A 14,928-nucleotide genomic window follows, 5' to 3' on the forward strand; every position below is an offset into this window, starting at 1 on the left:
TTGTGTTGTGTTGTGTTGTGTTGTGTTGTGTTGTGTTGTGTTGTGTTGTGTTGTGTTGTGTTGTGTTGTTAACATTTGAACCTCGTTAATTATAACATATATATAAATTTAAATCAAAAAAATTTATGTTACTATTTATAAAATAAATTTATAATATAATTCAAATTTTATATTATATATTATCTTTGTAGCATAGTTCTTGAAAAGCTTCATATTAATTATTTTGCCAATTATGATAAAGATATTCATCAAAAAATATAACTATAACAACTATAATTATATTCCACACATTATCAAAAATAGTTTTTGTATATGAATATAGATTACAATTTTATGTTTTTGTAAAAAACTATTGTATCATTATAATATCGCTTATTAATTTTGATAATTCTATTTCATATTCATTAATATATTTTAAACTGTCATATTTGTATTTATACAACTTTATTATTCTATTTATAAAATCAAATACAGTTATTTTATTATGTTTATCTAAATTATTAATTAATCATTGGCATATCCTAATAATTATTTTACATTAAACATATTTTCATTATAATATTTAATTTTATCATTTATATATTTTCTGTTATTAATATTCATATCAATAAAATATAAAATTAATTCTCTTACAGAATGTCTTAATTTTTTAAAAGGTATCCACCATACTATATCATCGATTATTTTTGTATTCATCTTTTAATCCTTTAAATTAAAATCATTTTAAACATTAAATATTTAATAGAAAGAATGTATTATTCATTTGATTTATAAATGTAGTGTATATTTTATTACATATAGTCATACTAAATATTTAAAATAAAAAAAACTATGCAACAATATAAAATTGGTGCATAGGTTGTAATTTCTTAATTATTATTATATTATTACAATAGTTATATATGTTTCTTTTACATATTATTTCTGGTCTGGTCTGTAATAAATTTATTCCTAAAGTTATCCCTCCATTTTTTTACAGGTATCCACCAAGCTATTTTAGTGATTTTAAGTGTTATTCTTATACCTAATATATAAACATATATATAATATTTATTATTATAAATTCCAAATAATCTTATCCAGTTTTTATTTTCTTTTATTTTGTTATTTATTTCTTCTATCTTATTATTTAATTGGGTATAATTTTTTTCTATATCCTTATTTAATTTATTTATTTTATTTTCTTTATCTTTCATTTTGAAAAATGATATAATACTGTTAAATAGTTCATTAACATTATAGTTATAATATTTACTAAAAATTTTTTTTATGTAAAAGAAATCTTCTTCTGTTGGCATATAACTCCAAGGATTTGTAAGTAGATAAAAATAATCAGTAACTCTATCAAGTATATCATCATCAAGTCTTACGGCCCCTATATTAGTTATGCCAGAAAATAAATTTCTAGCATTATCATATTCTATAGTATATTTTTCACCTTTTAATGAAGAAAATAGCATATTACAAGATGACATAGGATAATAAAAGGGATCAAAATGAGATAATATTACATCATGTATTATAACTGTAGCATTCTTTTTTAAAAACGGTAACACCATTAAAAAATCTAAAATCTCTCCTGGTAATAAATGCATTGTGTCCAATATGCATAAGTCTATATTTCCTCCTATCTTTTCTATAAATTTAGCTGCAACTCCACCTGTATATAATTTCCATTTATTTGTTAAGTTATTAAAATGCTCATAAACGAAATGTCCGCATTCTTTTGTACTATCAGCAAAATAATATTTTGAATAATCTATAGAATATAGTTTAGAATTATCAAAATCTTTAATAGAATTTAATATTAAAGCACTTCCTCCTCCAGCAGCAACTCCAATTTCTAAAATTTTTTTTGGTTTAATAGTTCTAATTATTCCATTTACAAATTTCCTTTCTGCATTAGTCATTAAATTAGCAGGTAATTTTCCAGTTGTTTCATAAGAAAGTTCTTTATTAATTTTTTCTACTATTTCACTTTCAAAATATTCAAATTTTTGTGTTTGATACATAGTTAATTTTCCTCCAATTTATGATTTCATATTATTAAACTGATTTTCATAACTTATGAACATTTATAATTACAATATTCAATTAAATATAAATTAATGTAAAATACTTTATTGTTTCACCAAAAAAATTGTATATTTTCAGAATAAAAATCTATCATCTAATTTCATTATTAAATCTTGTTATTTAATTTAGTATAGTTTTTATATCTCCTTAAATTAATTTAAAATAAAAAAGCCAGAGCATAAATTTATGCTCTGGCTATAAATATATTTATAAAGAAATATTTTATTTTGTGTTGTGTTGTGTTGTGTTGTGTTGTGTTGTGTTGTGTTGTGTTGTGTTGTGTTGTGTTGTGTTGTTAACATTTGAACCTCGTTAATTATAACATATATATAAATTTAAATCAAAAAATATTAAAGTTCATTTTTTACATAATCCAAAGATAAAAGCTTTTCTTTTACTTGTTCTTTATTTAAACGAGTGGTATTATCTGAATTATATTCTTCTCTAGATGCCACTTCTATATTACCATCTATAAAATATTTATCATAATTTAAATCCCTATTATCTGCTGGTATTTTATAAAAATTTACCATGTCAACAGATTTAATCATATCTTCTTTATTTATTAAAGTCTCATAAGTCTTTTCACCATGTCTAGTACCTATTATTTTTATTTCTACATTTGGATTAAATATTTCCTTAATAGCTAAGGCCAAATCCATGATAGTGCATGCTGGTGCTTTTTGAACGAAAATATCTCCATTTACAGCATTATTGAAAGCAAATAATACTAAGTCTACCGATTCATCTAATGACATTAAAAACCTTGTCATATTAGGGTCTGTTACAGTTATTGGTTTATTTTCTTTGCATTGTTTTATAAATAATGGAATAACTGAACCTCTAGAAGCCATAACATTACCATATCTAGTTGCACATAATGTTATATTATCATTATTTTGCAAAGTTCTTGATTTTGAAATCATTAATTTTTCCATAATTGCTTTGGTCATGCCCATTGCATTGATGGGATAAACCGCTTTATCTGTTGATAACATAACAAGTTTTTTTACTTTATTTTCAATACAAGCATCTATTACATTCCCTGAACCTATTATATTAGTTTGTACAGCCTGCATAGGATAAAACTCACAAGAAGGTACTTGTTTTAAAGCAGCAGCATGAAATACAAAATCAACATTTCTTAAAGCTTCATTTATACTTTTATAATCTCTAACATCACCTATATAATATTTTATTCTATCATCTTTTAATTCTGTACGCATTCTATCTTGTTTTTCTTCATCTCTGGAAAATACTCTTACTTCTTTTATGTTGGTATTATTTATAAAATATCTAAGCATTTTATTACCAAAAGATCCGGTACCTCCGGTTATTAATAAAATTTTATCCTTAAACATAACAATCACTCCAAATTATTTATTTGTTCTTTTATTGTAGGTATATCTAATTTAAAGCATAATTCCTTAATAGATGATAAACTTCTATCACATATAGGATTAGTTATATACGGTTTTATTTTTAAATTCAAATCATATTTTTCATTAAAATACTCTAACATTTGATATTTGCTTACTATATCTTTAGAATGTATATGAAATAAATCTTCTTGATAAAGATTATTTTCTATTATATTTTCACAAATTATTGCATATTGCTTTGTTGTAATACCATTCCAAAAATGATTTAAAAATCCATTTACAATTTTTCCTCTCTGAGATTTAGCCCAAGAAATTAAACTAGCATTTTTATGTATTTCTTCACCTATTATACTTGTACGCAATATCATACATTTTCCTCTAGGTTCACCCAAAGATTTTGATTTTCCATATTCATCTAATGCATTATGTTCATCAAGTTCATTGTATTTACCTTTAAGTCCATCAAATACACAGTCTGTAGTTATATGAATAAATTTAATATTATTGGTTTTACACCAATCAGCTGCATTCCAAGGAAAAATTGAATTTATTAAAATAGAATCTCTCATATTATTAAACATAAAAGGCTTTATAATACCAATACAATTTATAACATAATCAAAATCCGTATTTAAATTATTTATATCATCAGTAAGAGAATCAAATTTAATTGCTTTATTTTTATCAAAATTATCAAAAGCTACTTTTTCATTTCTATATGAAAAATAAACATCATAATTTTTATTTTTCATAAAATGCTTAACAACTGTATTGCCAAGCATTCCTGTTCCGCCTAATATTAGAATTTTTTTCATTTTTCTACCTTCTTCTTTTTAATAGTGATTTTTATACCCAAAATACCAATAATAAAATATTTCTCATCATTGCTAATATATATTCCAAATGTAAAATCTTTCTTAACCTTTTTGTCATCATCAGATTCATCATTAACATTTATAGTATTATAATATTTATTCAATTGTTCTAAAATTGGCTGATATTCAATATCAACTTTATGTTCCTTAATAACATTATTATATACATCTATAATTCTATTTACATATAGATTTTTATTGTAATTTTCTTCAGCAAATTTTAGAGAAAGTTCTCCTCTTCTTTTTGCTTCATCTAAATTATTTATAAAATACTGTAATTTATCAGCATATTCATTTTCTTTGCATACTATACCGCATTCAGGAGCATTGATAACATCAGTTAAAGCAGTTCCTTCTAAAGCTAGAACCATTTTTCCGCAGCTCATAGCTTCTATAGCCATCATTCCAAAAGCTTCCTGTTTTGACGGCATTAAAAATATATCGCAAGCTTGGTATAATTTAGCAAGCATTGAATCATCTTCTATCCAACCATATTCTAATATATTAAAATTATTTTTAAATTCTTCCAATAAACCTTTTTTAACAACTGTTATTAAAGTTATTTTATTTTTAGATTTTATTTTATTTAATGCTTCTTTTATAAGAGGTAAACATTTAAATATATTATTTTCAGCTCTAAACATTAAAACAATAGAATTTTCATCTATTTTAAGTTCTTTTTTTGCTTCTATAATATTTCTAGGTTTAAATATATTTTGATCTATTCCAAATGGAACTCTATATATTTTTTTCCCTTTCCAAATAGGTGATTCCTTTACTTTATCTTCCATCCATTTTGATGCCACGATAACTGATAAATTAGAATCCTGTATAAATTTCTTTCTTATTTCAAATTGAAATGCTGTATCATCTTTTTTTATAGCAAAAGGTTTATCCAAATATTCACAATCATGACAATGCTCATGCCATTTATTACAATCAAAATGATGTACACAATGACCTCCTAAGTAATAAGCATCATGCAAAGTAATGACAGCTGGTTTTAATCTAGTTATAATTGGTAAATATTTTATATCAAAGTTTGTATTATGTATTAAATGTAAGTGTAATATATCAGAATCTAAAAGCAATGAATTTTTAATTAAGTTTTCTGTAATATTATTATAATCATGGTTATATACATAATTAGAAGCATGATTATATACATAAGTATGTTCATCATCAGATTTTTTATCATTAACTATATGATTTGATTCTATTTTGTTTTCACGCAGATATATTCCTAAATTATGACCATTAAATTTATTTCCTATTAAATCATTATCACCTATTTGTAAACATGTAAATTTAATTAATCCTAACTCTTTTTTTAAATATCTTTTAATTTTATCTTTTATAGTTTTTGGAAAATTATAAAGTGTTAATAAAGATTCTGCATAGATTACTACTCTATTTGCAACTGTGTCTTTAAGATTAAAAACTTCATTAGGTATATTAGATTTATAAAAGTATTCTTTAAACCAATCTGTTATTTCATAAATGGAGTCTGGCCTATTTACTGAAATTTGTCCTTTGTGTTTTCTCCAGCTAACTAAATTTTTAGGAATATGTATAAAGTTTCCATATAAAGCCATATTCCAATACATTTCTATATCATTAATATATGAATATTTATCTGTTCTTATATTAGTCCAATTTACAAATTTCCTTCTTTTTATAAAAGTTCCGACCATAGCAGCATAACATGAAAAATTAGATAAAGCTTCTAAAAAATTCCAATCAGGGCTTTTTATAGATTCTATTATTTTATTCTTATCATTTATAATATTATAATCACAATAAGCAACAACAGCATTATCATCATTATCTAATACCTTAATCATTTCTTCAAATAAAGTTTTATCTACTATATCATCAGAATTTATTTGTGTAAAATATTCTCCTTTAGCTAAAGACCAACCCCAATTTACTGTTTCTGGTTCTCCAGAATTTTCATGGTATAAATATTTTACCCTATTATCTTTTAGATAAGGTTTTACCACTTCTTTAGTATTATCAGTAGAACCATCATCTAATATATAATATTCAAAATTAGTATAAGTTTGATTTAATATGCTTTCTATTGTTTTAGGTAAAAAATCAGCTCTATTATAAGTTGGAGTTATAACAGTAATTTTCACACTAAAATCAGGTATTTTTAATATATCAACAGGTATATAATCTTTTTCTATGAAATTACCATCCCAAGATAAAATACCTTTAGTCTGTTCAGCAGGTTTTACTACTTTTCTATTTAAGGGATTAAGACCATTACATATTTTACAAAATTCTGTATATCCTTTTTTGCAATATTTTAATCTAAATTCTATTAATTCTTTTTTATTTACATTTCCTTTTAAATCAAAAAGAGAATCTTCATCATAATCTACTATACCTGCCGTTTCAGCAAAACTATGATAGCAGCATCCTGATATAGTTCCATTTCTTATTTCAGAAAACATAGATCCACAATAATCATATCTTTTTATCATTTCATCATTATCTAATTTAGAATAGTCATATCTTGGAGGGTATGCCTGTGCCCAATTCCAAAATTCTCCTGCTGGTATAATATCTGCTTTTATATCATATTTTTCTATTTTTTCTAAGTTTTTTATATATATTTTTTCAAATTCAGGAACAGCTTCTAAATAATTATCTACTTGAATTGTCATATTTGCACTATTTATAGATTCTAGTAATTCATCAGATATTTCTCTTATTCCATTAGTAGGCATAACCAAATCTATAATTTTATGCCTATAATTTTTATTAATATACATTAATAATTTTATTATATCTGGGTATAGAGAAGGTTCTCCGCCCGTAATATGCATAAGACCAACCATATCTACATTTTTAAAATATAGATCTATATCATTTTTTAATCTTTCGAACTCATTATGTCTTTTATTTTTTATAAACGGATTAAAATTAAGACAAGATTTACAGTTTAAATTACAAACTGTTGTAGTAATTATATTATTGCTTGAAATATATACTTTATCATATGCATACAATGCAAATATTGATAAATATTTCATTATAAAATTACTTTCATAATTATAGAAATATTTAGAATAAAAATTATATATCACAAAATAATTAATATCTCTTATTAAATTTTTAGAAATAAGAAACTCCTCTATATTAGGATAATCACCAAATATTAGAATAGTTTTTCCTAAAACATCTATTTCTAGAGAATCCATAGCATCTTTTGTTGGAATTGAAATATCAGCATTTAAAAAACTTAAGCATTCTTTCATTTTTAATGCTTTATCTATATCTCCTAATAATAATAAATCTTTATTTTGTTTGAAAATGTTTCCTATTTCATCAAATTCATGCCCTTTATTTTGCCATTTCATATTTTCCTCCAAATGTTTTCATTAACATATTCTGTATATCCAAGTATTATTCTAACAACTTTCATAGATAAGTTATCAACATTATAATCTTCTACAGTTTTTGGTATCATATTATTTTTATATTGTTCTGTAACAACTTCAACAGCTTTTAATACTTTATCTTTTTTGTATCCGCACATTATTAATGTACCCTCGTCATTGCCTTCAGGTCTTTCATGAGCATTTCTTATAGTTACAGCAGGAAATTTTAATAATGAACTTTCTTCTGTTATTGTACCGCTGTCTGAAAGAGTACAGAAAGAATTTTTTTGTAATGCTATATAATCAAAAAATCCGAATGGTTTAGAAAAAATAATATTACTGTGAACCTTAATGTTTTCCAATTTATCTAGAAGCCTTCTAGTTCTAGGATGAGTTGAAAATATTATTTTATAATCATATTTTTCAGATAATGCATTTAATGATTCTATTAAAGATATTAAATTAGATTCTATATCAACAACTTCTTCTCTATGCGAACTAACTACAAAATATTTATTTTTCTCTAATGATAATTTATCCAATATATTTGAATTATTAATTTTATCTTTATATATTTCAAATATTTCTTTCATAGAAGAACCAATCTTTATAATTCTTTCAGAGGCTATACCTTCTCTTTGTAAATAGTGTCTGGCCTGTTCAGTAATTACTAAATTAATATCTGCTAAATGATCTACTATTTTTCTATTTATTTCCTCAGGAACTCTTTCATCAAAACATCTGTTTCCAGCTTCCATATGAAACACTGGTATTTTTCTTCTTTTTGCTGGTATTATAGAAAGACATGAGTTAGTATCACCATATAAAAGTAATGCATCAGGTTTTTCTTTATCCATAACTTCATCAGCATTTGCTATAATATTTCCTATAGTTTTTGATAATGTTGAATCAGCTACATTTAGGAAATAATCAGGTTTTCTTAATTCCAAATCATTGAAAAATACTTCATTAAGCTCATAATCAAAATTTTGTCCGGTATGAACTAATATATGCTCGGTATATTTATCTAATTCTTTTATAACCTGGGTAAGTTTTATTATTTCAGGTCTTGTACCAAGTATAGTCATTACTTTCATTTTTTACTTAATCCTTTTAGTATTTTTATTAATTATTGATACAGTTAGAAAAATGTAACAGTAATTTATAAAATATACTATTGCTCCTTTTTATAGTTATTTTTATTCCTAAAAATTTTATAATTAAATAGCTATAATTATTATATATATAAAATATTTTATTTGAAAGTTTATTATATTTTAAAGCTTCAAAATTTATATCTATTAATTTATTTTTAATATCAATTGATTCTAATTCCTTTTTATAAACTTTATCGTCTAAACTACAAGCTAAATATTCATCTATAAAGTTAAAATAATTATTATAAGCTAAATCAACAATAATTAAATAATCATTATTATAAATCATTTTTATATTTTTTAAAGCTTCTTTTTTTATTAATAAAGTATATAGCGGTATATAAATTTTCTCGTTCCATAAAAATACAATATTTTCAAATTGTTTCAAATTATCAAGTTTATATGTATTGTTATTTAAGTATTTCTTTTTATTATCCATTACTATATAATATTTACTATATGAAACATTAATATGAGGATTATTTTTAAAATCTTCTATTTGCATATTAAATTTATTTTCTAATAAAATATCTTTTGATCTTAGAAATTGTATAAAATCACCTTCAATAAAATTAAAAATATTTTCTTTTTCATTTGTAGGAATTATTTTGTATTTTATATTTTTTAATAGAGTATCAATTTGGTTTATTATACAATTATCATCTGTAATAAATAAAATTTCTATATTAATATAGTTCTGTTTTAAAACAGAATCAACGACATTTTCTAAATTACTTAAATCATTATCTATATAAATTACTATAGATATTTTATTATTATCATTGATATATTTTTTATTTTCTTCTAATAATATATTCTGTTCTTTATTTATGTAGTCTATTAAATTTGGAAAGTCTTTATGTATATTTTTCATAATTCTTAATACATTATATTTATTATAAAAAATATCTTTATAATCATTTTTATCAAAACTAGAAAGTGCATTTATAAATATTTTTTCAGCTTCTGATACCATATATGCTTTTCTTGTTGCACTGTCTTGTTGCTGATGTAATCTATACTGGGCTAAAACTTTTGGAATATATCTTATTTTATATTTATTCTTAAAAATTTTTAACCATAATTCATAATCTTGACAATATTTAAGTTCTTCATTAAAGAATGATACTTTATAAAAAATATCTTTTGGTATTAATAATGTACATCCATACAAATAGTACATTATAGCAGCATAAAGACCGTTATTTAGATATCTATATTCATTTTTTGAAGATATTTCAATTGCACTTATTAAATTATTATTTTCATCTATAAGCTCATATCCTGAATATATTATAGTATTCTTATCTTCAAGTTTATTTAATTCATTAATTTGTTCTTCTATCTTAGTATTAATATATAAATCATCATGAGAAAGCCAAGAAATGTATTTTCCATTTGATTTCTTTATACCAAGATTTAAAGCACTGGATACTCCTCCATTATCCTTATATATGTAAACAACTTTATTTGAAAAAGTTTTCACAATATTGGCAGTATTATCTGTGGAGCCATCATCAACTACTATTATTTCTATATTTTTATAAGTTTGATTAAGAGCACTATTTATAGAATCTTTTATAAAGTTTTCACCATTGTAAACAGGTATTATTATTGATATCAAGGGATTAAATTTTGTCATAATATTATACTCTTTTTTTTATCACAAAATTAAATTCTGAAGTATTCTTAGCATTTATATTAATAGAGAATATTATAATGTTTGTGTAAAATATATACAATATTATAGAGAAGAGATAAGTTAGTAGTTTATTATTTATATCTTTTAGTTTTTTTTCTGTTTTTAAATAATAATTATATAATTCATCATAAATATCTTTATATGTTTTAAGAAAATATAAAGATATTAGATATTTAATAATATTATTAGATAATATTATGTGTGTATAATATATATATATACTAGCTTTTTTTACTATATCTGATTTGAAAAAATTATCATATAAATTATGTTTAATTTTTTCATTTAATAGAGAATTATTATATATATTATTAGCTGCAATATAGAAAGAAACTTTTTTTTCTTCTAATCTTTCTGTTTTCCCTGTCAATAATGTACCTTTGTTTTGTTCATATCTATATATTATTTTATTATCATTATATAAATTTATGGTTTCTTTACAATTACTATTAGAATAATAATCGATTACTATAGTTTTAAATTTAGTAAATGTATGATTTATAATACTATTTATATACATTTTTAAATATTTTTCTACATTATTGACATGTATAGTTATTAAAAATAAACAATTAATTTTGCCCATATAAACCTTGAGTTAAATAATTATAATTAGTAGAACTATAATATTAAAAATTCAGCTAATTAAGTTAGTATAACTTATAAAAGATAAAAGTCAATAAGTAAACAATATATTTTATTTAATTATAAATATTTATAAAAATAAAATGATTCATGAGAAATTATTTTATTTTACTAATAATACTTCACATGAATACAGATTCTAATACTGCCACTCTATAGTAAAATTGAAATAATAGTCAATACAATATAGAGCATATTAAAACTGATTATTTATTATTAATATATTATAATAATATAGAAAATTAGATGAATAAGTAATATTATTATAAAAATAGCGGATTTTATTGCTTGATGCATACCAATAAAGAAATATAGTGATAATTTTATGTATAAATTTGCAAGACCAGACATAATTAATATATGTATATATTACATATATTTTTATGATAATCCAAAACATAAAAAATACAACCTATGTGTAAATATAAATAGCATAGGCTGTATTTTTTATATAATACTATTTTATTATCAATCAAAACTATAATATGGAAACTTGTTATATTTGACTTTTTATATTAAAATATACGAAATGTATTTTTTATATAAGATATTGGAGCATAAGTAATGAATAATATAAAAGAAAAATTAAGTGAGCTTATAAAAGAACGGTATTTGATAATAGACGGAGCTACAGGTACAGAACTTCAAAAAAAAGACATAAAAAAAGAAGATTGGATTATAAACGGCAATAATGTAGAAGGCTGTAATGAAATATTAAATATAACTGCTCCATATATAATGAAAGAAATACATACGGATTATTTAAATGCCAATGCCAATATAATAAAAACTAATAGTTTTGGGGCTATACCTTGGGTTTTAAGTGAATATGACATTGCAGATAAAACTTATGAATTAGCTAAAAAAGCTGCATTAATAGCTAATGAAGCTAGAGAAGAATATTTAAAAAATCCTAATTCTAAAGGGGATTTAAATAGAGATATTTTTATTGCTGGAAGTTTAGGACCTGGTGTAAAACTTCCTAGTTTAGGACAAATTACTTTTGATGAAATGTATAATGGATACATTGAAGCTGCAAGAGGATTAATAGAAGGAGGAGCAGACATAATACTTCTTGAAACTGCTCAAGATGTTTTGCAGTTAAAGTCAGCTATAATTGCAGTTAATGATACAGCAGAAAAATTGAATAAAGAAATACCAATAATGGTTTCTGTAACAATAGAAAAAGAAGGCACAATGCTTTTAGGTACTGATATAGAAACAGCATATACTATACTTTCTAATTTGGATATATTTTCTATAGGTATGAACTGCGGTACAGGTCCGGATATGGCATCAAGACATATAAAAAAACTTTCAGAAATATCATGTCTTCCTATATCAATACATACAAATGCAGGACTTCCAGAAAACAGAGATGGAAAAGCATATTATAGCATGACACCGGAAGAATTTGCAGATATTAATAGTAAGTTTTTTGAATTAGACGGACTTTCATTTATAGGAGGTTGCTGCGGTACTACTCCGCTCCATATAGAAGAGTTAGCAAAAAAAGTAAAAGGAGTAAAACCTAAAAAAACAGCATTGGAAAAACCAATACCTTATATCGCAAGTTTATTTAATACTGTAAGCATAAAACAAAATCCTGCACCTTTAATGATTGGTGAGAGAAGCAATGCTACAGGAAGTAAAATATTCAGAGAACTTATGATTGCAGGTGATATGGACGGTATGCTTGATGTTGGTATAAAACAGGTAAAAGCTGGAAGCCATGCTATAGATGTCAATGCTGCTTGGGCTGGCAGAGATGAAGTAGAAGATATTACAAAAATTATTTCATCTTATGTTAAGCAAATTTCTCTGCCATTAGTTATTGATGCTATTAAACCTAATGTAATAGAGGCAGCTTTAAAAGTATACGGAGGAAAACCAATAATAAACTCTGCCAATATGGAACAGGGTGAGGAAAAATTTGATGCGATATGTTCTCTTGCCAAAAAATACGGTGCTTCTATTATGCTTCTTACAATAGATGAAAAATCAATGGCTTTCACATGCGAAGATAAATTGAAAATGGCTGAGAGAATGTATGAACGTGCTGTTAATGTTCATAAAATACTTCCTCATGATATAATATTTGACCCTCTTACATTTACACTTGCAAGCGGTGATGAAAAAAGTTTTTTGGCTGGAGTTGAAACTCTTAATGCTATAAAAGAGTTATCAAAAAAATATCCTGAATGTTCTATAAGTTTGGGAGTATCTAATATATCTTTCGGGCTTAAAGAAGATGCTAGAAAAATAATGAACTCTGTATTTTTATATGAAGCTATTAATCATGGACTCACTACTGCAATAGTTAATGTAGCTCAAATACTTCCATTGTCGAAAATAGATGAAAAAGAAATAGAATTAGCAAGAGAATTAATATATAACAAAAGCAACAGTAAAGAGCCTCTTATAAATTATATAAATCATTTCTCTGACAAAAAGGAAAAGAAAGAATTAAATACTGAAGAAAATATAAAAAAACCTATAAGAGAAGCCATAAGAGATGCTATGCTTGACGGTGAGTGGAAAGATATGCAGGTTCTGCTTAATGAAGTAAAAGAAAACAGTGAAGAGTTCGGAGGAGAAAAGTTATTTGCTCAGGCTATAATAGATGAAATACTTCTTCCTACTATGGCGGATATTGGCGTAAAATTCGGAGAAGGTACTATACAGCTTCCTTTTGTTTTGGGTTCTGCTGAAGTTATGAAAAAGAGTGTTGACTTTTTATCAGAATTTTTGGAGAAAAAGAAACAGGAGAAAACAGCTAAAATAATACTTGGTACTGTTGCAGGAGATGTACATGATGTAGGTAAAAACTTAGTTGAAATCATTATAAAAAATAATGGATTTGAAACTGTTAATATTGGTACTAAAGTATCTATAGAAAAATTTTTAGAAGCCTATCATGAACATAATGCAGATTGTATAGGTATGTCTGGGCTTTTGGTAAAATCTACTGAAGTTATGAAAGATAATCTTGCATACATTAGAGATAAAGGATTAAAGATACCAATTCTGCTTGGAGGAGCTGCTTTAACTAAGGACTTTGTCGAAAATATTTGCAAAAAAGTTTATGGAGATACTGCTAAAATATTTTATTGTAAAGACGGATTTGATGATATATTAGCAATAAAAGAAATAATAGCTGACAGAGATAAGGAAAAATAATTTATTACTAGTTTACAGTTTTAAAAGTTAATTATATAATTAATATTTTATTAGTAATAATAAAAAAGAAAGTGAATATAGTTATTAATTTTATTTTTATTATACAAGCGGCAAACAATAAATAAAAGTGAGCCGAAGTCAGCTAGTGAGTTACTCGCTAGCTTATTATAGGCTGAGGAGACAAATTAGTAATAAGAATAAAAAAGTAAGAACGAGCCTTCAAGCAAATTTATTTACTTGAAACTTTCGGTGAGTTATACCAATTAGGTAATGACAATAGACTTGTTTCAAAACTAAATTTATAAATTTTTAATTTAATATTTTTAAATTATAGTTGGGGCTTTGCCCAAAACCCCACTTCTTTTGTGACGCTGTCCGCCTTCGGTGTGGCACAAAGAAGCAAAAAGACTGCATGTTTCCATACTAAAATACTAAATTATGCAACATGTAAAATATCATATTTATAATTTGAAAATTAAATAATTTTTATAATTAATATTGTCAAGTAGTTTTGAAACA

Annotated in this window: 9 protein-coding genes; 1 reads left to right on the top strand and 8 read right to left on the bottom strand. The window is 23.8% G+C overall.

The genetic code is table 11. From position 1 onward, the window contains the following. Positions 1-528 precede the first annotated feature (528 nt). From A966_RS13460 to A966_RS10195, 8 genes are all read right to left on the bottom strand, one after another. Positions 529-696 (bottom strand): hypothetical protein, encoded by a 168-nt coding sequence (locus A966_RS13460; protein ID WP_155800030.1) that lies wholly within the window; start codon positions 694-696, stop codon positions 529-531. 215 nt (positions 697-911) lie between these two features. Further along, a complete protein-coding gene (locus tag A966_RS13610; RefSeq protein ID WP_008725221.1) occupies positions 912-2,012 on the bottom strand; it encodes a class I SAM-dependent methyltransferase in 1,101 nt (366 codons plus the stop codon). Between the two features lie 414 nt (positions 2,013-2,426). Then, positions 2,427-3,437, bottom strand: coding sequence for a polysaccharide biosynthesis protein (locus A966_RS10170; protein ID WP_008725223.1), 1,011 nt, complete (start codon positions 3,435-3,437; stop codon positions 2,427-2,429). A gap of 5 nt (positions 3,438-3,442) precedes the next feature. Then, on the bottom strand, positions 3,443-4,273 hold the full coding sequence (locus A966_RS10175; protein ID WP_008725226.1) for a sugar nucleotide-binding protein: 831 nt from the start codon (positions 4,271-4,273) through the stop codon (positions 3,443-3,445). Continuing rightward, entirely contained in the window at positions 4,270-7,704 is a 3,435-nt protein-coding gene (locus A966_RS10180; RefSeq protein ID WP_008725228.1) for a glycosyltransferase, read from the bottom strand. Before A966_RS10180 ends, A966_RS10175 begins: the two co-directional genes overlap by 4 nt. Continuing rightward, a complete protein-coding gene (wecB, locus tag A966_RS10185; protein WP_008725237.1) occupies positions 7,701-8,822 on the bottom strand; it encodes a non-hydrolyzing UDP-N-acetylglucosamine 2-epimerase in 1,122 nt (373 codons plus the stop codon). Before wecB ends, A966_RS10180 begins: the two co-directional genes overlap by 4 nt. A gap of 28 nt (positions 8,823-8,850) precedes the next feature. Next, positions 8,851-10,524 carry a glycosyltransferase gene (locus A966_RS13160; RefSeq protein ID WP_008725239.1) on the bottom strand — a complete coding sequence of 558 codons (1,674 nt, stop codon included), beginning with the start codon at positions 10,522-10,524 and terminating at the stop codon, positions 8,851-8,853. 4 nt (positions 10,525-10,528) lie between these two features. Then, a complete protein-coding gene (locus A966_RS10195; protein ID WP_008725241.1) occupies positions 10,529-11,170 on the bottom strand; it encodes a glycosyl transferase in 642 nt (213 codons plus the stop codon). Positions 11,171-11,793: 623 nt separating this feature from the next. Between A966_RS10195 and A966_RS10200 the strand changes: the two genes are divergently transcribed. Beyond that, positions 11,794-14,409, top strand: coding sequence for a homocysteine S-methyltransferase family protein (locus tag A966_RS10200; RefSeq protein ID WP_008725244.1), 2,616 nt, complete (start codon positions 11,794-11,796; stop codon positions 14,407-14,409). Positions 14,410-14,928: the final 519 nt, after the last annotated feature.

Source organism: Brachyspira hampsonii 30446 (assembly GCF_000316195.1).
Taxonomy (GTDB): domain Bacteria; phylum Spirochaetota; class Brachyspiria; order Brachyspirales; family Brachyspiraceae; genus Brachyspira; species Brachyspira hampsonii_C.